This window comes from Streptosporangium sp. H16, assembly GCF_051918855.1.
GTDB lineage: Bacteria > Actinomycetota > Actinomycetes > Streptosporangiales > Streptosporangiaceae > Streptosporangium.
The window spans coordinates 42,981-62,852 of record NZ_JBPXMD010000008.1; the positions used below are offsets into that span (position 1 = coordinate 42,981).

Consider the following 19,872-nt stretch of genomic DNA (forward strand, 5'->3'; position numbering starts at 1 on the left):
GCTCCTCGAGGCCCCTGTTCACGAGGTCGACAACGCGCCGCTCCGTCCGAGGGGTCAGGAAGGTTGCGGGCAGGGGGCGCCGGCCATGCTCGGGCCGGGCACCTCGGGCCGCTTGAGCGTGGGCGTGACGAACAGGGTGGCCTTGCCCGGCTCGCTCATGTGGCCCTCCTGCACGTACCAGGTGCCGGGCACCGAGGAGTGGAAGTCCTTGCCGTCGAAGTACGTGCCCACGGTCACCCCGCGTTCCCGCAACAGCCCGCGCACGAGATCCACGGACCTGCCGAGGAAGGGCACGCAGTGCAGGGGCTCGCCGACCTCCTGGAGCGGGCGCAGTACGGTGTACCGCTCACCCCGGTTGGCCTTGCGCCCGAGCGTCACGGTCGCCGACCCGGTGAAGTCGACGGGGACCTTCAGCCCGATCGGGCACTCCCACTGAACGGCGCAGGCTCCCGGTTTCCGGATCGCGGAGACGTACTCCTCGCTGCGCTCGATCTCCTCCATGCTCCGGCCGTCCATCCTGGCGTCCCAGGTGAAGATGCCGCCCTCGACGGCCGGAGGCACCGGTTTGACCCGCAGCCGGATGTCGAGGCCGCGCTCGCGGAGCTGGGTCTCGTACAGTTTCGGGTCGGCGAACAGGTCCTTGACGGTGACGACGTAGAAGGCTCCCTGCCGCTTGATGTCCAGCGCGTCGGCCTGGCTGGGGGTCACGCCCAGACCGCCCGGCAGCAGCCCACCGACCATCATGACGGCGGCGGCGGACCCGGTGACCAGCAGGGCGGCCGTGCGCGGGCGGAGCGGTCCCCGGGAGAATCGCCGGGTGACGGTGGCGGGCTCACAGGGGGTGGCGGTCAGCTCGTCCAGCAGTTCCAGCGCCCCGGCGGTCAGACCCGGGCCGGGGCCGGGGCCGATGTCGGCGACGATGCGGTCGATCCGGTGCCTCATCACTTCACCTCCAGCAGGTTCACGGCGCGCGAGCCGTACCGGGCCAGGTCGAGACCGGCTGAGGCGAGCTCCTTGGCCAGGCGTTTGCGCGCCCGGTGCAGCCGTACCCGTGCGGAGGGCCGGGAGCAGCCGAGCACGACCGCGATCTCCGTCGCACCCAACCCCTCCCAACCCGCGAGTGACAACACCTCACGGTCGTCGGGCGACAGCCGCCCGAACGCCGCGCGGACCGCGTCCGGGTCCCGCTCCAGCGCCGACTCGGCCAGCACGGTCAGCTCCGCGCGCAGCCGTACGGCGAGCGCGCCCTGCCGCTTCTCCCCCCGGCGCTGGTTCGCCAGCACCCGCCGCGCCACGCCGTACAACCACAGCCTGGCCTCGTCCGCCGGAGGGATCTCGCCGACCCTGCGCCAGGCGGTCGCGAACGTCTCGGCGATCGCGTCGGCGGCGTCGTCGGGCGAATCGGTCCGGCGCCGTACGTAGCTCATCACGGCTTGGTAGTTGGCCATGTACATCTCCTCAAAACGCTGCTTCGAGTCGGGCGGGGCCACACGGATGTCCTTCCCCCGGGGGTCTGCATCAGAGGAGATGTCCGGATACGCGGCGTCGTTACAGCGGAAATCCGAGATTCGAGAAAACATCGCCGCTCGCCCGAGAGGGGCACGGCCGACGCCGGAGACGGCACGCGATCGCCTGCCGTCAAGCAGGCCACATCAACCCGAACGGAACAATCCATCTGTCCCATCGGCGGTAAAACCGGCATCACGCAGCAGGTAGGAGCGAGCTCGTGACGAACTCCGTCATCCACTCCGACTCGGACGCACGGCCGGAGCGCCGGTAACGGTCTGCTCGGGGTAGGGCTGCCCTTACTTCCGATACACCGGCAGGCGTCAGCGAACCGCCGGCCCATTCGCACCAGACTCGCTCCTGACACACAGGAGACGTCAGCATGGACACCTCGGGATTGACCCCCGCCAGAATCATCGCCCTGGCGGCCATGACCCTCATCACCCTTGCTCTCGGCTACCTGGGCGCACGGGATACGACGACACCGGCGGCGTCCCCTGCGGCCAAGGTCGGCACACTGACCCTGAACCCCTGCACGTACGAGACCGAAGCCGGAGCCCTACCGGCGGACTGCGGCACCCTGACCGTCCCCGAGAACCACGACGTTCCCGGCTCCCGGCCGATCACGCTGCCCGTGAACCGCATCCGGGCCACCGGCCCCGACCCGGCCGAGCCGATCTTCCGTCTCGGGGGCGGGCCCGGCCAGACGAACATGACCTTCAAGGAAGCCGCCCGCCTCTCCGAGCGGCACGACATCGTCCTGGTCGGTTACCGCGGCATCGACGGCTCCGTCGTCCTCGACTGTCCTGAGGTGACCACGGCGATGCGGTACTCCGCCGACCTCGCCGGACCCGAAACAACGCGCCGCACCTCCCAGGCCTACGCCGACTGCGCCGGGCGCCTGACCGAGGACGGCACCGACCTCGACGGCTACTCGCTACCCCAGCGCGTGGAGGATTTGGAGACCGTCCGCAGGGCACTGGGCTACCGGCGGATCAACCTGATCAGCCAGAGCGTCGGAACCCGCACCGCCATGATCTACGCCTGGCGCCATCCGCGGTCCATCCACCGGTCGGTGATGACCGGCGTGAACCCGCCCGGTCGCTTCCTCTGGGACCCCGCCACCACGGACGACCAACTCGCCCGATACGCCCGGCTGTGCGCCCAGGACCACGCGTGCGCCGCACGCACCGAAGACCTCGCCGCCTCCATGAAGGCGACCGCCGCGCACCTGCCCGACCGGTGGGGACCCCTGGCCGTCAAAAGCGGCAACGTCCGCGCCGCGACGCTGATCGGACTGGTCAACTCCACACGATTCGCCGCACCGCTCAACGCGCCCGCGATGCTCGACGCCTGGCTGGCCGCCGCCGACGGCGATCCCAGCGGGCTCTGGGCCATCTCCCTTCTCGCCGACCTGACCATCCCGACGTCCTTCGTCTGGGGAGAGTCCGCCGCGACCACCATGATCGACGCTGCGCCGGTCGACCGCTACTACGCCAGAGGGGGCGACCCGGGCTCGATCCTCGGCAACGCCGGCGCGGATCTGCTGTGGGCCGGCGGTGGCCTCACCAAGGCGTGGCCGTCCGGCCCCGATACCCGCGGATACCAGCAGACGCGCCCGACCGACGTCGAAACGCTCCTGATCAGCGGCACCGTCGACTTCACCACGCCCGCCGAACCGGCCACCAGGGAACTGCTGCCCGCACTGCCCAACGGCCATCAGGTGATCCTGGCCGAACTCGGGCACACCACCGACTTCTGGCGCTACCAGCCCGAGGCCAACCGGCGGCTGCTGACCGCCTTCTTCGACCATGGCCAGGTCGACACCTCCGGATACACCACCCACAAGGTCGACTTCCGGGTCGGCACGTTCAGCATGCCGAACATCGCTAAGATCCTCGCAGGCGTCCTGACCGGCCTCACGCTGGCCGCCGCCGTCCTGCTCGCCGGGATGACCCGCCGAGTACGCCGCCGCGGTGGCTTCGGGCCCAGAACCGGCGTCTGGCTGCGCGTCCTGACCCCGGTGATCCTCGGTCTCGGCGGCTGGTCCCTGGCCATGCTGACCGTGTCGATCCTGTGGCCGTCGACTTACCTCGGCGACCCGCTCGTCACCGTACCGCCCGTCGGTCTCGCCATCGGCTACGGCGCCTACTGCGCCTGGACCCGCCGCGACCGGACCTCTCGGCACCGGCGCCGGGGCCTGGCCGCCGCACCGGCCGCGGCACTCGCCGGAGCCTGGCTGGGGTTCTCCGCCGCCGACGGCCTCACCGGCGCGACGACCATGATCATCGGCGCCGCCCTCGCCGCCAACCTCGCCCTCCTCACCCTCGACATCATCGGCGACCGCGCCGCCACACCGTCGGAGAGCTGATCCACGACCTCCCACCACGGACGGCCCTCACCCCGTTCCATTCGCCGAAGGCCGACTGATCGTTCTCCCCTCTTTATCTGGGGTTGTCAAGCGAACTGGCTGGTCAGCCCCTTGAAAGTCGTTCAGGCACGTAAGGCAAGTAGGTGGGCCGAAGCTGGTCCGTTTGTCTGGCGTGAGGCGATCGAGGAAGCATGTCAACCGCCGAGCTCCCCTGTAGGGGCACGGCCGGAATACGACGGAAACACACCGCGGTCTGACGACTGATCGTTAGGGTGGACTTCGTCTGTTGATGATGCTCTGGGAGGTTGCTGGTGACCTCGATCAACCGGACCGCCTATCCACGCTTCGCCCGAGTGGTCTCGGCCGGGAGCTGGTGGAGAGCTTCTCGCCGACCGACGCCGAGGTGAGCTGGGCGCGAGTCGGCTCCGCTCTCGAAAACGCCGCCGCCGAGGCCTTCAACTCCACCATCAAGGTCGAGTACATCCACCGGAACCGCTTCGCCACCCGCCACGAAGCCCGACTGAAGATCTCCACCTGGATCGTCGACTTCTACAACCTGCGTCGCAGGCACAGCGCCTGCGACCGCATGTCACCCATCGACTACGAACGCTTCATGGTCGAAGCCAGGATGGCTCAAGCCGTATAACGGAGCCCTCCACGATTTCGGGGGATTGACAGGCCCCCCGAGCTGTGCGAACAAGCCATGTGGATCTCCTCATGGTTGTAGGAGCTGGCCGACGGTTGCGGAACCTCCATCAGCGTGGGGGTCCATTGAGCCGTCATTGATCGAACCCCCCATGGGGGGTTCGATCAATGACGAGCGCCTACCGCTCGCGAGCGAGGCGGTTCGATGCGTTCACTGCGGTGGTCTGCCGGCCCGTACCGATGGGAGCGGAGACAAGGTGCTCGGTGGTGGTCGCTTGCCGACGTTCGGAGTTGACATCTCGCCGCCACCCCTGGCCGCAGGGCCGAGCGGCCAGGGGGAGCGGTCAACGCCGCGGCAGCAGGCGAGAACCGGGTCGTCCGGTCAGGCCGGGTTCAGTTGCCATTGCTGGTTGGCCCCGCCGTTGGCGGCCCACTGCACGACCTGCGCCCCGTCGTTCGTCGCCGCACCGGAGACGTCCGCCACCAGTCCGCTGCTGTAGCTGACGATGGTGTAGTAGCCGTTGCCGGTGGATCGCAGATACCACCTCTGGTTGGTGCCGCCGTTGGCCGTCCACTGCTGCAGTTGCAGCCCGGCCGTGCTGCTGCCGGCGTTGACGTCGAGCATCTTTCCACTCGGGACGTACTTGAGGGTGTAGGAGCCGTCGGAGGCCGTGGCGATGGTCCAGGTGGCGGTGCCGCTTTGCTGGATCACCTTGGCACCGTCCGCGGTGGAGTTGCCCGCGACAGCGAGCGGCTTGCCGCTGTTGCGGTTGACGATGCGGTAGTTGCCCGGTGCAGGTCCGCTTGCGCCGAGGTTGAAGTACTCGACCGCGTCGCTGAACGTCGTGGCGCCCGACTTGGTGGTCGTCAGTACCAGGTACACCCGTGAGCCGCTCGCCGGGGTGGTGAAGGTGACCGGCTGGGTGACCCGCGAGCCGAGCGGGACGGTCAGGGTCGTGCTTCCGGACGCGACGACCGCGCCGTCCGGCGCGTCGAGCCGCGCCGTCCAGGTGAAGCCCACCGAAGTGTCGGCGAAGTCGTCGTTGAAGACGGTGATGTTGCGGGTGACCGTGGCGTTGCGGGCGTAGGTGGGCACGGCCTGCGGCAGCGGGAAGGTGCCGTTCGCGTCCGAGTTGCCGGAGGCCGACCAGTACGGCAGGTCGACCGCTGCCACCGGGTTGAACGCCGCCTGCACGCGCTGGAACTGCGGGTTGCTCCAGGGGTTCGAGAGGTTGTCCGCGCCGTAGACAGGGCGACCGCCCTCCTCCGGGACGAAGTCGGTGGTCCGCACTCCGGGCACGACGCTGGCCCAGGCGGACAGCAGCGTGTACGGACGCAGGTCGGAGGCGTCCTTGCCGCGCTTGGCCAAGGTTGCCGTGGCGAACCACTCGAAGCCCTGCTTGGTGTTGCATGCCGGCCAGATGTACTCGCCCTCGCCGTCGGGCCGCCCATTCACGGTGATCAGGCGCTCCCCGTACCTGCCGAAGCCGTCGACGTAGTGCGGTATCACCGCGAAGTTGGCGTACGTCATCCCGGGATAGCCGTTGACATTCCCGTTGACGCCCACCTCGGTGATGATCGGCCGGGTGCCGTCGGCGCCGTTCATCGCCGCGTACAGGTCCTTCTCGAACTGTTCGGAATCCTGGCCGCTCTGGTTCGGCTCGTTGGACTGACTCCAGCGGATGACCGCGGGGTGGTTGCGGTCGCGCAGGACCAGCGCACGGGCGTGGTTGACCATGTTGTCGTGCCCGGCGATCCAATCCTGCTTGCCGGAGGAGCCGCGAATCGCGGTCTCACCGATGATCATCAGGCCCATCTCGTCGGCGACATCCAACATGTACGGGCTGGCCGGCTCCTGGTGGATGCGCACCACGTTGAAGTTCAGCCGCTGGTAGTTGTCCACCGCCTGCGGCCAGCCGCCGTTGCCCGACGAAGGCGGAAGGAATCCGGGCAGCGTGTCGAAGGCGTCGCCCTTGCCGCCGTTGTTGATCCGGTCGTAGTTGGCACCCTGGAGGTTGTCGCCGCGGAAGTTCACGCGCACGCCGTTGAGGTAGTAGTACTCACCGTTCTGGGTGGCCTCCCGGAACCCGAACCGATACGTGGCGTCGCTGGTGCGCCCGTCATCGGTGGCGGCACGCACCGCCAGCCGGTGCAGCTGCGCCCGGTACCCCGACCGGTACGGCACGTTGGGCCACCAGTACGAGGTGCTGTCGAGGTTCCACGCGACCGGCCCGACGGTCACGGTCGCGGTCGAGCGGGCCGCCACGGTGACCGTACGGCTGGGCAGTTGCGGGTAGCTGAAAGCCGTTCCGTTGTCGGACGACAGCGACCCGGTCAACGTCACCGACCGGGAACTGCCCGACGTGTTACGCACCGACACGTCGTAGCTCAACGTCTTGTTCGCCACCGACGTCCGCACGAATGTGTCGCTGACGTACACCGCCGGGTACACCCGCAGGAACGCCGACCGGAAGATCCCCTGGGGGACCGCCTCGGACCAGTCGGCGGCGTCGGGCACCAGGTACCGGCCGTTGGATGCCTTCAACGCGCCGCGGCCCTTCACATCGACGCTGATCGTATGAGTGGTGCCCGGGGCGGCGTAGGCGCTGATGTCGAACTTCGAGGGAGTGAAGGCCGTGGTCTGCGTCGCGACCACCCGGCCGTCCACCGACAAGGTCGCCTGGTGGTTCACGGCGCCGAACTCGATCCACGCCGACTGCGGCTGCCCTGAGTCCGGCACCGTCACCGTACGCGAGTACACCGCCTGGGACACATCGGTGAAACCCTGCTTGTACCAGCCACCTCCGGGCACCTTGATCGACGTCGTCGACCGGCCCGCCGGAGTGAAGCTCCACGTCCCGGCCAGATCGACCGAGGCGACCGCGGCATTGCCCGCGGTGAAGCCGTCGAGGTCTCCAGGGGCGGCGGCCGACGCGGCGGACTTCGACACGGTGGACTTCGACGCGGTGGATTCCGACGACGCTGACCGCTGTGCCGCCGCAGCCGGCTGAGCACCGATCGACGCGACCAGCAACAAGGCCGCCACCACAGCCGACCACCTCCTCGCCCTACGTCGAGGACGGGAGGAGGGATCGCTCCGCTTCATCGGTAATCCTTTCGGGTGAATCCCGTTCGTGAGGCACTTCCCGGGGCCGGCCGCCCCTCCGCGGGCGCCACCGCCCGGCCGTTCAGGCCGTCGCCGTTCGTCGGCGAAAGCCGACGGCTTGAGGGGGCATCTGTCTCCTCGTAATGGGAGTGTCGTATCGGTTCGACGGCATGGCCGAACATCACAAATAGGTCCCAAACTCCCACCTGTCAATGCTCAGGGTTCCACGGAGATCGGATCGCTTCGGCCGTCTGGCTCCCATCAGGCCCGATGAGATCACGCGGTCCTAGACGTCGTGTAATTTTCATGCTGCGTTGGACGCCTCAACACGATTCCAAGATCGAATCGGCATGCTCAGGACCATCCAGACCTGTGTCGAACTTTCACAGTTAAACGAATCGATTCGATGCCGTCAGGCGCCTGGTGGAGGAATGGGCCCACCTACGGCCCTACGCTGGCAATGACGAACGCACCGATGCCCTCGGAGACTTCCCGCACCGCTACAACAGCGGCGACGGCGGTTGCGTCTTCACCGCCGAACTCGGGCGACCGTTGCGTCCACAACACGTCGGCGACCAGTTTTCCTGCTCGCCTGCCAGGCAGGGCTCCCGCCTACGGCATGCGGGTGACCCCGCCGACCAGGATCACCTCGTCGAGATCGGCCGAGGTCAGCTTGGCGTCGGCCATGGCCTGCTCGACCGGCCCCTTGACGCGCTCGATCAGATCGGCGGTGATCTGTTCGAACGTGGACCACATCAGCGTGGTGTTCAGATGCTTGGGCCCGTTGGCGTCGGCGGTGATGAACGGGAGGCTGATCTGGGTCTGGCTGACCGCCGACAGCTCCACCTTGGCCTTCTCGGCCGCCTCGAAGAGCCGCTGCAGGGCTTGGGGGTCGGCGCGGAGATCGATGCCCTCCTGGCGTTGGAACTCGTCGGCCAGGTGGTCGACGATCCGGCGGTCGAAGTCATCGCCGCCCAGGTGGGTGTCCCCGGCGGTGGCGCGGACCTCGACCACGCCCTCGTCGATGTCGAGGATGCTGACGTCGAAGGTCCCCCACCCAGGTCGAAGACGAGGACCGTCTCGCTGCCCTTCTTGTCCAGACCGTAGACCAGGGAGGCCGCGGTCGGCTCGTTGACGATGCGCAGGACCTCCAGGCCGGCGATCTTCCCGGCGTCCTTGGTGGCCTGCCGCTGCGCATCGTTGAAGTAGGCGGGCACGGTGATGACGGCCTCGGTGACCTTCTCGACCAGGAACTTCGCCGCGTTGACCACGAGCTTCCTCAGCACGAACGCCGAGATCTCCTCCGGCGCGTACTGCCTGTCCTTCACCTTGAACCGCACGGCCCCGTCGGGACGATCGCTCCCGGTCCCGCAGGTACTGCCAGACCGCTCCGGGCGCGGCCGACCCGGCGTGGATCCTGGACGAGTGTCGCCCTCGGGTTCAGGCGTCGGTGTCTTTCGGGTGACGAGGTGAGGCGTAGAGACCCAGACAGTGTGAGTGGCGTCATCGATGACATAGCGGACGCGCCCGCCGCTGGTGACCTCGAACTCCCACTGCTCCAGATCCTGACCGTTGTGACGATGAGTCGCGAGGTCGCCGCGTAGGTGATGTTGACGCTCATGATCCGTCCGTGAGCGTGGATCGGCACGTAGTGCCTCGAAACATCGGCGTGTGTTGCCCAGGGCGTGGCGGCACAACTCCTCCCATCCCTTGACCGCGTCACTGGTACCGAACCGGATGTCCCATTCGTCATCCGGAGGCGGGACCGTGACCCGGTTACCGCGCTTCGGGCTCACGCCGAAACCTCCACCGGCCCGAAGTCGCCGCGCGTGGCCTTACGAGCCTGGGCGTAGCGGGCGGGATCGGCCTTGATCCGAGCGGTCGCCCGCCAGCCTGCGATGACCTCCTGTGTGGTGACGTCGACATCCAGTTCCGCTGCGTCGGAGAGCGCTTCGACCAGTTCGAGGGTGAAGGCACGCAGTTCGGCGGAGGTGAGGTGGCGGACCCAGGGGAAGACCTCGGGCATGGCGATGACCAGCGCGCGGGCGGTCGGATCGTGCTTGATGAGAGCGAGGAACAGGCGAGACGCCGTGGCCAGCGTCTCCCCGCGCTGATCCTCACGGTCGGCGGCGGTCAGGTAGAAGTCCGGGGCATCGCGGTGGGTGACGCGTACTCGGCCGAGGCGCGCGGCGCGTTCGGCGACGGCTCGGGGGTTTCTCGACAGGTCCGAGAAGGTGACGGCATCGGCGTTGCTGGTGCTCACCCTGCCATCGTAAGTCAGAACACATTCTGAAGTTGGCGAACCAGGGGAGGGGCGGCACGCGATCGCCTGCCGTTAAGCAGGTCACATCGACCCGAACGGAACAACCCATCTGTCCTTTGGGAACTGGAGAGCAAGCATCAGCGAGAGGACCTGAGCGGTCAGCGAGCGTTCCGTACGTCGATGACGATCACGGTGATGTTGTCGGGGCCGCCGTGGTCGGTGGCCAGTGTGATGAGGCGATCGGCCGCTTCCTCCGGATCGTTCGACGAGCACAGGGCGTCTTGGACGAGCTCACCGGGAACGGCCGAGCTCAACCCGTCCGAGCACAGCAGTAGCCGGTCGCCGGGACGGAGTTCCCGGGCGGTGAGGTCGGGGGAGCGGCCGTCGGCCCGGCCGTCGAGGAAGCGGGAGATGCGTCCGGCCAGGTTCGGCACGCTGCCGGCGTCGGCCACCAGGTTCCCGTAGGTGTGGTCCTCGGTGATCTGGACGATCTCCGATGTCCCGTTGGAGTCGGCATGGCGCAGCAGGTAGGCGCGGGAGTCGCCCACGTTCGCCAGGATCGCCGTCGTTCCTGACCACAGCATCGCCACCAGCGTGGTGCCCATGCCCGCCAGTTCGGGTTCGGTTTCGATCTTGCGGTGCAAGGCCTGGTTGGCCGCGTAGACCGCCTGCCCCAGCACGGTGGGCAGGGTCGCCGGATCGACCTGGCGGTCGTGGGGACGCAGGGCCTCGATCACGGTGGTGCTGGCGACGTCGCCGGAGGTGTGACCGCCGAGACCGTCGGCGACGGCGAACAGGGAACGGCCCGAATAGACGGCGTCCTCGTTACGTCGGCGCACGAGTCCGATGTGAGTGCGGGCGGCGGCTTCAACGGTGAGGGGCATTCCTTCACTCGCCTGTCTCGATGTCGTCGGACCACGGGGCTTTCGCGGATTCGTCACGGTGCAGAACGTGCACGGTCTCGACGCGGTCACTGGCCACGACATACTCGGTCACCTCGATGGGCTGACCATCGCCTCCCGAGGTGCCCACGCGCACGATCTCCAGTACGGGCAAACTGGTGGGGATCTCCAGCAGACCGGCCTCGTCCTTGGTCGGCATCCGTGCCCTGTGGATCTCCATCCAGCTGAGAGGCCAGTGACCGGCCCTCTCCAGCCGGTACAGCCAGTCACCCGGACCGGAAGCCTGGGCGTCGACCTCGGGCGCGTCGGTGACACCACGCGGATGGATCCACGAGATGTTGATCTGGAACGGTGGTTCCGACTCGGGACCGGTGACCCGGAACCGGCGCATCACCGGACTACCGGCCGGAACGCCCAGCAGTTTCGCGATTCGCGGGTCGGTCAAAGGCTCGACGGACGCGGTTGGCGGAATGTGGTGCTTCCAGACTTTCTGGGCGGAGGCCGACGGGAAGGAGTAACCGGGACCGTCGGTGGCGACATTCCGTTTCACCAGGTTCCCGCGCGGTCTGCGCAGCCGCATCATGCCGTGCCGGACAATGATTCCTCGTCCCTGCACCGCCCAGACGAAACCCTCCGATTCCAGCACCCCGATCGCGCGGCCGATCGTGTCCCGGTTCGCGCCGTACTGCGACGCGAAGTCGTCCAGACGCGGGAGCTTGGCTCCGGGCTCCCACTCGCCGTCCTCGATCCGTGTCCGGATCTGGGCGGCGAGATCAAGGTAACGCGAGTGCACGGCCATCACACGACTCTTCTTCCATCAGAAATTGTCTTGGGATAATTGACGGAGGGCCGACGTGGGTTGACTATAGTCCCAAGACTATTTCCCCCAGAAGAGCTGGTTCACCCCGACAGGCCGACGTGATCAGCGGTCGTACGGCGGCGCGTACCAAACCCCTCCTGCGCATCTCAAAGGCGGGCTCGTCCACGACACAGGGACGGGTCCTTGATCGGATGGAGGTCCAATCCATGCGTGATGGTGGTTTCACACCGTTCGAGCCGATGATCGCGAGCTGGCGGGTGTTTCTCGGCGACAGAGGTCGGCTGTGGGCCTCCCACGTCGTGCCATTCACCAGCGCCGAGACCGACGTCATCGTCTCGGCGGCGATCGCGTGAACGCGTCCAGCCAGGCCGCCTGCCGGTACGAGCGGCAGCGGACGGCCTCGGAACGCTGGGCCGTGCTGCACCCGCTGGGCCACGCCGAGTTCGCGGGAACCCCCTGCTCGGTCGCGACAGTCCGCGCCTGGGCGCGACACCTCCTGAACGGGAGAGTCGCCGACACCGCCCTCGACGACGTGGTGCTGCTGCTCAGCGAGGTCGTGACCAACTCCGTCGTCCACTCCGACTCCGGACACACACCTGGGGGGCCGGTGACGGTCTGCCTCGGCCTGGGCGCCGGCATGGTGCACGCCGAAGTGATCGACGACGGCTCGGTGACCAGCCTGCCGTTCGTCCGCGCGGCCGGACTCGACAGCGACGGCGGGCGCGGCCTGCTCCTGGTGGAAACGATGGCCACCGGGTGGGGTGCTCACCACGACACCGAGGCAGGCACCGCCGTCTGGTTCCACCTGCCGACCGACGGCGTACTCAGGACCGCATGAGTCTCGTACGGCGAGCGAGCGCTGGCGAGCGCTCCCTGCGCTCCTTCCCGCACCGGCGCTTCAGCTACGGCGAACAACCCCGAACCGACCCCGTACGGATTGCTTCAGCGTCCCAGAGCGCACTGGGCGGCCCGAAAGAAAGCGACTACGGTCTACACGGCATACGGCGAGACGAGTCGTGTGCGGAGGTGGGTGGGTGTTCCGGGCGGCTTATAAAAATCCGTAACCGGCGCGCCCGCCAGGCCGGAGGCCTGACACACCGGAGCCGCCACCGACGACGGCCGCCCGGAGCACCCACCCACCGGAGCGCGAACGCACCCCAACACGCCCTACCGGCCAAGCAGCCGACGAACACCGGGCAGAGCAGCCGGACGAGACCCGTCGTATCGATACCCCGGGAAAGAGCCCCCGCTTCCGGGAACCGCCCCATCAAAGACCTTCGGGAACCGCTCCACAACATCAGATCATGACGTGCGCTTCCGGATGCCCGGCGAAGGAGAACTGGGCGTTGCGGGTGAGCTTGATGTCGTCGGCCTGCCACGTGTGCATGGACTTGTCGCCGCTGCGCCAGTAGACGAAGTTGAACCGATCGGCGGAGTAGATCTTGACGCGGTCCTCCTTGAGGCGGCGGACCAGCCGGGTGTCCTCGCCGCGCGTGACGTCCTCGAACCCGTAGTGCCGGAACATGTCGGCCTTGCCGAGGAAGGTGCCGCCCTGCACCAGGAAGGCGTACCGGTGCTCCAGGCCCGGCAGGCGCAGCATCGTGGCGTTGCTGCCCTCGAAGTAGGCGTAGTGCGCGCCCTTGCCCACCAGCTCGGCGTCGGAGTAGTCGAAGGCGCGGGCCAGGTCGGACAGGTAGTGCTCGCCGTACAGGTTGTCGTCGTCCATCTTGGCGATCAGCTCGCCCTCGGCGGCGGCGATGCCCATGTTGAGGCAGGCGCCCAGCGACAGCGACTCGTCGGCGGGCAGGACCACCACGTCGGTGATCCCGGCCATCCGGGCCTTGTCGGCGACGACGACGGGGTCGATGTCGAGGCCGTGCAGGACCATGACGAGCTGGACGGGCCGGTGGATCTGCCGGGCCACCGAGGAGATCGCGTGCTCGATCTGGGAGGCGCGGTTGGTGGGCAGCACCACCGAGATCGACCGGGTCCGCTGCTGCACCGGCCTGCCGAGGATCCCCAGGATCTGGTCAACGCGGTGCGAGAACAGGTGCTTGTCGAAGACCTCGCGCATGGCCAGGTGCCCCTGGCGGGCGCGCAGCTCGGGGCTGTTGATCAGGTGCAGGACCTGGTTGTACGACTCCAGCTCGTCGCGGGCGATCGGGATCAGAGACCCGAAGGTCTCCTCGATGGCCCGGGACCAGCCGGAGACGATCGACGTCGAGCAGGCCGACAGCTCGAAGACGCGGCGGGCGCACATGGTCGGCGAGTCGAGCACCGAGTTCACGTTGAGGAAGACCTTGTACATCTTGTACGCGGCCAGCATCTGGTCGTACGGGAGCTCGCCCACGATGTGCGGGACGTACTCCTTCGGCCAGGCGTACTTCGGGTCCACGGTGCCGTTGCGGGCGAAGATGTGCAGCCCGAGCTCGCGGATCGGGGCGATGACGGTTTCCATCTGCTCGCGGCGCTCGGGGTGCTTGTCCCGAAAGTACATGCCCGCGAAGACCACGTCGTTCACGCGCCCGCGCTTGTCCTGGATGGGGTTGTGCACCCGGGGCTGCGCGGCGAACTGCAGGACGTCGACCCGGTCGTGGCCCAGCACCTCGCGGTAGCGGGGGACCATGTCGCCGTCGCAGGTGAAGACGTAGTCGAACAGCTTGGCCGTGTCGATGAAGAAGTCAAAGTTCGGCGGGTCCTCCTTGTTCCAGAAGACCGTGGGGATCCCCTCGGCGCGGCACCAGTCGATCAGGGCGAGCAGCTCGGGCTTGGGGGCCTTCGTGCCGGTCATCTGGTAGCGCCAGCGGCCCTGGTTGCCGTGCCAGGCCGACTCCACGAACAACAGCTCCGGCCGGCGCTCGGCGAAGATCTCCGGCCAGTCGCGGAGCCCGAATTCGATCTGGTCCCACTCGTACTTGAACGCCATCCGGGAGAAGTCGTCCAGGATGACCGCGACCTTCATGTCGGGGCGGACGATCGGACCGGCGGGCCACTTGACCTGCGGCACGTCGACCACGGGCCCCTGGTTCTTGAGCTCCTCGACCACCTCGGCCACCGGGCGGGGCGGCTTGGGGCCCTTGCGGGCCTGCATCGCGGAGCGCAGCTTGCCCGGCAGTGCGGTGACCCCCGGCCCCTTGGCCGCCGTCAGTGCCTCGGCCACCCGGTAGGGGCGCTGAACCTTGGTCGACTCCAGCTTCCACTGCGCGTAGTCGGCCCGCGCCTCGGCGATGGCGAGCCGCCGCTCCAGGTCCTGGACGCGTTCCTCGAGGCGCTCGACGACCTTGCGCTCCTCGGGCAGCCAGTTGATCGGCCCGAGACGCTGGAACTTCGGCTCTTCTGGGGTCTCATCGCTCATGGGGAATCGCCTTTGTCAGGGGTCGTGCCAGCGTACGACCATAGCCGTACCGAAATAGTCGTTTTAAAGGGATTTGGGCGATACCGATTGTCCGGCCGGTGAGAGGTTGCCGCCGCGCAGCCAGTTCTCGATCACCCGGGCGATCCGGGGACCGGCCTTGCCGTCCCAGAGCGGGGGCAGCTCGCCCGACGGCGTCGCCGCGCCGTCCGCCAGCGCGCGATCGGCCGCGGCGGGCAGCTGCGCGGGGGTGACGAGCCGGTTGGTGCCGTGCGTGATGGTGATCGGCCGCTCGGTGTTGGGCCGCACCGTGAGGCAGGGGACGCCCAGCATGGTGGTCTCCTCCTGCACGCCGCCGGAGTCGGTGACGACCAGCGTCGCGCCCCGCACCAGTGACAGGAAGTCCACGTAGCCCAGCGGGTCGACGATGCGGAGGTTCTCCCCGTTCACCAGTCCGGCCTCCGCCAGACGGGTCCGGCCGCGCGGGTGCAGCGGCACCACGACCGGGAGGCGCTCGCTCACCGACAGCACGGCGTCGACCAGCTCCTTGGCGGAGGCCGGGTCGTCGACGTTGCCGGGACGGTGCAGGGTGGCCACCGCGTACCGCTCGGGAACGCCGAGCCGGGAGCGGACCGGGACGGGGTCGAGGTGGTCGAGCGCGGAGAACAGGCTGTCGATCATCGGGTTGCCGACGAGGTGCACCCGGGCCGGGTCGACGCCCTCGGCGGCCAGGTGGGAGAGCGCGTCCGGCGAGGTGGCGAAGAGGATGTCGGACAGGCCGTCGGTGACGACCCGGTTCACCTCCTCGGGCATCTCCCGGTCGAAGGAACGCAGGCCCGCCTCCACGTGCGCGGTCGGCACATGGAGCTTGGCGCAGACGAGGATCGCGGCCAGCGTCGAGTTCACGTCGCCGTAGACGACGACCAGCGTGGGACGGTGCTCGAGCACCACGTCCTCCAGGCCGACCAGCAGCGCCGCCGTCTGGCGGGCGTGCGAGCCGGAACCGACGCCGAGGTTGGCGATCGGCTCGGGGAGACCGAGATCGGCGAAGAACACGTCCGACATGAGCGCGTCGTAGTGCTGACCGGTGTGGACGATGCCCTGTCGCACCCCGAGTTCGGTGAGCGCGCGCACCACGGGCGCGGCCTTCACGAAGTTGGGACGCGCGCCGAGCACGTGCAGGACGAGGGGATTATCGGGGCCCTGAGCAGCGCCCGGACGGGCAAAGTCCCTCATTGACCTCGCCTTTCATGCGGCAGTGGGGCAAACGTTGCCTATGGTACGGTCACGGCGTGGTATCCGATGCCAACAGGCCAGACTCCCCCTCGGTTCCAGCGAAGGTTCCGGCGAAGCCCCCGGGTCCGGCGACATCCTCGGTGCCGGCGACACCATCCCCCTCGGTGACGCCTCCGGCCGTTGAGACCCCCGCCGCCGAGCCCTCCTCTTCGGTGACCCCTCCGCCCGCCGGGCCTTCCGCGTCCGCGGAGCCGGTGACGCCTCCGAGTCCGGAGCTGTCCGAGACACCTGCGGCGCCGAAGACACCTTCCCAGCCGGAGACACCCGCTGCGTCGGAGGCACCCTCCGAGCCGGAGGCACCCTCCGTCCTGGAGACGACTCCGGTCGTGGAGGAGCCCGCTGTGGACACGCCCACGGAGCCGCCGCCACCGCCGAGCGCGGAGACGCCCCCGGCCGCGGACACGACCCCGGCTCCTGCCGCGGACCCGGTTCCCGCCGCGGACACGGCCGGAAGCCCGGACGCGGTCCCGGTCTCCGACATGCCCGCGGTCACGGCGAGGCCCTCGGACGAGGACGAGGAGAAGGTCCCCGCGTCGCTCCCGGCGTCGTCCACGCCTCCGGCGGCCCCGGTGTCGGCGAAGTCGGCCAGAGCGGGACTGCGCGGGCTGATCAAGGGCTTCGTCCAGCACCCGGTCATCGTCTCCCGGGTCGTGGCGACCAAGGTGAAGTCCGACCCGGTACGCGTGGCGCAGGCGGCGGCCGAGACGCTCCCGCCGAGTGTCCGCCCCGTCGTGGGCCGGTTCGCCTGGCCCGTCGCGCGGCGCGCCAAGATCGTCGTACGCAAGCTCGGCATGCGCCTGGTGAAGGGCCCGTGGAGCGAGGCGAAGGAGCACTTCGACTCCGGCCGGATGAGCGAGGCCGCCGCGGTGCTGCAGGCCCACACGCGCTATCCCTTCATCAAGCGCCGGTACGCCTACTACGTCGGTGAGCTGGCCGCGATCCAGCCGAACCCGATCCCGCCCAAGGCGAAGGTGATCGTGGGTGAGCGGTTCCAGGGCCGGGTGCTGCACTGCGTGACCAACGCGCTGCCGTACACGCAGGCCGGATACACCGTCCGCACCCACCGCATCGTCACCTCGCAGAAGGCCGCCGGGCTCGACCCGCACGTCGTGACCAGCTGGGGCTGGCCGATGATGCAGGGGCACGCCGACGCGACGCCGTACGAGGAGATCGACGGCATCCCCTACCACCGGCTGATCCCGAGCGGCGAAGTGCCCTTCGAGAGCCACGGGCGGATGATCCGCGGCGCCGGAGAGGTGACCGAGCTGGTCAGGACCCTGCGACCGCAGGTGCTGCACGCAGCGACCGACCACCGCAACGGATCGGTGGCGCTGGCCGTGCGCGAGCGCACCGGCACGCCGATGGTCTACGAGGTGCGGGGCTTCCTGGAGGAGACCTGGGCCTCCCGCGACCCCAAGCGCATCGGCAGCCAGCGGCACGTGCTCCAGCGCGACCGCGAGGCGTTCATCATGCGCTCCGCCGACGCCGTGGTCACCCTCGCGGAGACCATGGCCACCGAGATCGTCGAGCGCGGGGTGCCGAGGGAGAAGATCTATCTCGCGCCGAACGCGGTGGACGACTCGCTGCTCAGCGCCGAGTACGACGGCGCGGCGTTCCGCGCCGCGTACGGCATCGAGCCCGGCGAGATCGTGATGGGCTCGGTGTCGAGCATCGTGGCCTACGAGGGCTTCGCCACCATGATCAACGCGGCTGCGCTCCTGCGGGACGAGGGCGCGCCGGTCAGGGTGCTGCTCGTCGGCGACGGCGTGGAGCGGGCGGCGCTGCTCGAACAGGTCGAGGAGCTGGGACTGGGCGACATCGCGATCCTGCCGGGACGGGTCGGCCCCGACGAGGCCCTGCAGGCGCAGGCGGCGATCGACATCTTCGTCTGCCCGCGTGAGGACCTGCGCGTCTGCCGACTCGTTACGCCATTGAAACCCGTCGAGGCGATGGCTCTCGGCAAGCCGGTCGTGCTGAGCGACCTGCCCGCCCTCTCCGAGCTCGTGGGCTCCGAAGGGGCCGGGCTTCTGGTGCCCCCGGGAGACCCCGAGGCACTGGCCAAGGCGATCGCCGGGCTGCGTGACGATCCGGAGCGAAGGGCCGAGATGGGTGAGGCCGGACGGGCCGAGGTGGCGGCGAAGCGTACGTGGAGCCGCATCGCGGAGACTTACCGTGATATTTACCGATCGATTGCTGGATGATGGTCTCGTGTTGGTAACGGGGATCCCAGTCGTTTGCGATGCGTTCAATCGCATTAGGCGTAGCTCGTTCGGACTTGAGATAGCCTTTGCGACCATGAAGTGTTGTTTCCGGCGTTCCAAGGTCATCCAGTGACTGCCTACGACCTGGCCATCATCGGTCTGGGCTACGTCGGCATGCCCCTGGCCAAGGAGGCCACGGCGGCTGGTCTGCGGGTCGTCGGCTTCGAGGTCGACCCCGTCAAGGTCGAGGCCCTCAACGCGGGCACGTCCTACATCGACGACCTGACCGACGCCGACCTTGAGCACATGCTGGCGGGGGGCTTCACCGCCACGCTGGACGAATCGGTCCTGGCCGACAGCCGGACCATCGTCATCTGCGTGCCGACCCCGCTGGACGAGGACCACCGCCCCGACCTGTCGGCGGTCGAGGGTGCCACCGGCACCGTCGCCCGCAACCTGCGGGCCGGCTCGCTGGTGGTCCTGGAGTCCACCACCTGGCCCGGCACCACCGACGAGGTCGCGCGGCCCATCCTGGAGAAGGGCTCGGGCCTGGCCGCGGGCACCGACTTCCACCTCGCCTTCTCGCCCGAGCGCATCGACCCGGGCAACCCCAAGTACGGCCTGCGCAACACCCCGAAGGTCGTCGGCGGCTACACCCCGGCCTGCAAGGACCGCGCGGTCGGGTTCTACTCGCAGTTCATCGAGCAGGTCGTGCCGGTCAGCGGCACCCGCGAGGCCGAGATGGCCAAGCTCCTGGAGAACACCTACCGCCACGTCAACATCGCCCTCGTCAACGAGATGGCGATCTTCTGCGACGAGCTCGGTGTCGACCTCTGGGAGTCGATCGAGGCCGCTGCCACCAAGCCGTTCGGGTTCCAGAAGTTCCTCCCCGGGCCCGGCGTCGGCGGGCACTGCATCCCGGTCGACCCGTCCTACCTCTCCTACACGGTGCGCAAGCTGGGCTACCCGTTCCGCTTCGTCGAGCTGGCCCAGGAGATCAACGAGCGGATGCCGTCGTACGTGGTGGCCCGCGTGCAGCGCCTGCTCAACCGGCAGCGCAAGCCCGTCAACGGCTCGAAGGTGCTGCTGCTCGGTGTCACGTACAAGCCCGACATCGCCGACGAGCGCGAGACCCCGGCCCTGCCGGTCGCGCGGGCGCTGCTGGAACTGGGCGCGGAACTCGTCTTCGCCGACCCGTACGTCAAGGAATGGCGCGTCGACGACGTCGAGGTGCCGCGTGAGGAAGACCTCGCCACGGCAGTGGCCGAAGCCGACGTGACGCTGCTGCTGCAGCAGCACGCCGCCTTCGACCTGTCGATCGTCGAGGACCAAGGCAAGCTCGTGCTCGACACCCGAGGCGTGCTCGCCGAGGGTGAACGCGTCGAGCGGCTCTAGCGACGGAGGGCTGCG

The 19,872-nt window shown here is 68.6% G+C and carries 14 protein-coding genes and 1 pseudogene; 6 read left to right on the forward strand and 9 right to left on the reverse strand.

What is annotated here, in order from left to right; translation table 11 throughout:
* Positions 1-54 precede the first annotated feature (54 nt).
* Positions 55-942, reverse strand: a complete 888-nt coding sequence (locus ACTOQ2_RS15415; RefSeq protein WP_440100256.1) for a hypothetical protein — start codon at positions 940-942, stop codon at positions 55-57.
* Positions 942-1,454: an RNA polymerase sigma factor gene (locus ACTOQ2_RS15420; protein WP_440100473.1), complete on the reverse strand. Its 513-nt coding sequence runs from the start codon at positions 1,452-1,454 to the stop codon at positions 942-944. The genes ACTOQ2_RS15415 and ACTOQ2_RS15420 overlap by 1 nt, the downstream gene beginning before the upstream one ends.
* 434 nt (positions 1,455-1,888) lie before the next feature.
* Here ACTOQ2_RS15420 and ACTOQ2_RS15425 point away from each other — a divergent pair, with 434 nt between their 5' ends.
* Complete coding sequence (locus ACTOQ2_RS15425) at positions 1,889-3,877, forward strand: alpha/beta fold hydrolase (RefSeq protein ID WP_440100257.1); 1,989 nt, start codon at positions 1,889-1,891, stop codon at positions 3,875-3,877.
* Positions 3,878-4,166: 289 nt separating this feature from the next.
* Positions 4,167-4,523, forward strand: coding sequence for an integrase core domain-containing protein (locus ACTOQ2_RS15430; RefSeq protein ID WP_440100258.1), 357 nt, complete (start codon positions 4,167-4,169; stop codon positions 4,521-4,523).
* 381 nt (positions 4,524-4,904) lie between these two features.
* Here the strand turns inward: ACTOQ2_RS15430 and ACTOQ2_RS15435 are convergent, their stop codons facing one another.
* The 5 genes and pseudogenes from ACTOQ2_RS15435 to ACTOQ2_RS15455 form a co-directional block, all read right to left on the reverse strand.
* On the reverse strand, positions 4,905-7,568 hold the full coding sequence (locus ACTOQ2_RS15435) for an RICIN domain-containing protein (RefSeq protein ID WP_440100259.1): 2,664 nt from the start codon (positions 7,566-7,568) through the stop codon (positions 4,905-4,907).
* A gap of 672 nt (positions 7,569-8,240) precedes the next feature.
* Positions 8,241-9,424 (reverse strand): annotated as a pseudogene (locus ACTOQ2_RS15440) (Hsp70 family protein).
* Positions 9,421-9,891, reverse strand: coding sequence for a hypothetical protein (locus tag ACTOQ2_RS15445; RefSeq protein WP_440067691.1), 471 nt, complete (start codon positions 9,889-9,891; stop codon positions 9,421-9,423). The pseudogene ACTOQ2_RS15440 and the gene ACTOQ2_RS15445 overlap by 4 nt, the downstream one beginning before the upstream one ends.
* Before the next feature lie 158 nt (positions 9,892-10,049).
* Complete coding sequence (locus ACTOQ2_RS15450) at positions 10,050-10,730, reverse strand: PP2C family protein-serine/threonine phosphatase (RefSeq protein ID WP_440100261.1); 681 nt, start codon at positions 10,728-10,730, stop codon at positions 10,050-10,052.
* Positions 10,731-10,779: 49 nt separating this feature from the next.
* Entirely contained in the window at positions 10,780-11,592 is an 813-nt protein-coding gene (locus tag ACTOQ2_RS15455) for a GntR family transcriptional regulator (RefSeq protein ID WP_440100262.1), read from the reverse strand.
* 227 nt (positions 11,593-11,819) lie between these two features.
* On the opposite strand from ACTOQ2_RS15455, the gene ACTOQ2_RS15460 reads away from it, so the two are divergent.
* Both ACTOQ2_RS15460 and ACTOQ2_RS15465 read left to right on the forward strand, forming a co-directional pair.
* Positions 11,820-11,966 carry a hypothetical protein gene (locus ACTOQ2_RS15460; protein ID WP_440100263.1) on the forward strand — a complete coding sequence of 49 codons (147 nt, stop codon included), beginning with the start codon at positions 11,820-11,822 and terminating at the stop codon, positions 11,964-11,966.
* On the forward strand, positions 11,963-12,451 hold the full coding sequence (locus ACTOQ2_RS15465; protein WP_440100264.1) for an ATP-binding protein: 489 nt from the start codon (positions 11,963-11,965) through the stop codon (positions 12,449-12,451). The genes ACTOQ2_RS15460 and ACTOQ2_RS15465 overlap by 4 nt, the downstream gene beginning before the upstream one ends.
* A 459-nt stretch (positions 12,452-12,910) precedes the next feature.
* On the opposite strand, the gene ACTOQ2_RS15470 is transcribed toward ACTOQ2_RS15465, so the two are convergent.
* Together ACTOQ2_RS15470 and wecB are read right to left on the reverse strand one after the other, a co-directional pair.
* Positions 12,911-14,968, reverse strand: coding sequence for a glycosyltransferase family protein (locus ACTOQ2_RS15470; protein WP_440100265.1), 2,058 nt, complete (start codon positions 14,966-14,968; stop codon positions 12,911-12,913).
* A gap of 63 nt (positions 14,969-15,031) precedes the next feature.
* Positions 15,032-16,201: a non-hydrolyzing UDP-N-acetylglucosamine 2-epimerase gene (wecB, locus tag ACTOQ2_RS15475; protein ID WP_440100266.1), complete on the reverse strand. Its 1,170-nt coding sequence runs from the start codon at positions 16,199-16,201 to the stop codon at positions 15,032-15,034.
* Positions 16,202-16,602: 401 nt separating this feature from the next.
* On the opposite strand from wecB, the gene ACTOQ2_RS15480 reads away from it, so the two are divergent.
* Together ACTOQ2_RS15480 and ACTOQ2_RS15485 are read left to right on the forward strand one after the other, a co-directional pair.
* Positions 16,603-18,462 (forward strand): glycosyltransferase family 4 protein, encoded by a 1,860-nt coding sequence (locus tag ACTOQ2_RS15480; RefSeq protein ID WP_440100267.1) that lies wholly within the window; start codon positions 16,603-16,605, stop codon positions 18,460-18,462.
* Between the two features lie 129 nt (positions 18,463-18,591).
* Positions 18,592-19,857, forward strand: a complete 1,266-nt coding sequence (locus ACTOQ2_RS15485; protein WP_440083771.1) for a nucleotide sugar dehydrogenase — start codon at positions 18,592-18,594, stop codon at positions 19,855-19,857.
* Positions 19,858-19,872 lie beyond the last annotated feature (15 nt).

What these genes read in the sequence shown, in the direction of transcription:
- ACTOQ2_RS15470 (WP_440100265.1), bottom strand. Translation starts at nt 14,968, where the DNA reads ATGAGCGATGAGACCCCAGAAGAGCCGAAGTTCCAGCGTCTCGGGCCG.
- ACTOQ2_RS15420 (WP_440100473.1), bottom strand. Translation starts at nt 1,454, where the DNA reads ATGTACATGGCCAACTACCAAGCCGTGATGAGCTACGTACGGCGCCGG.
- ACTOQ2_RS15425 (WP_440100257.1), top strand. Translation starts at nt 1,889, where the DNA reads ATGGACACCTCGGGATTGACCCCCGCCAGAATCATCGCCCTGGCGGCC.
- ACTOQ2_RS15430 (WP_440100258.1), top strand. Translation starts at nt 4,167, where the DNA reads ATGATGCTCTGGGAGGTTGCTGGTGACCTCGATCAACCGGACCGCCTA.
- ACTOQ2_RS15460 (WP_440100263.1), top strand. Translation starts at nt 11,820, where the DNA reads ATGCGTGATGGTGGTTTCACACCGTTCGAGCCGATGATCGCGAGCTGG.
- ACTOQ2_RS15455 (WP_440100262.1), bottom strand. Translation starts at nt 11,592, where the DNA reads ATGGCCGTGCACTCGCGTTACCTTGATCTCGCCGCCCAGATCCGGACA.
- wecB (WP_440100266.1), bottom strand. Translation starts at nt 16,201, where the DNA reads ATGAGGGACTTTGCCCGTCCGGGCGCTGCTCAGGGCCCCGATAATCCC.
- ACTOQ2_RS15415 (WP_440100256.1), bottom strand. Translation starts at nt 942, where the DNA reads ATGAGGCACCGGATCGACCGCATCGTCGCCGACATCGGCCCCGGCCCC.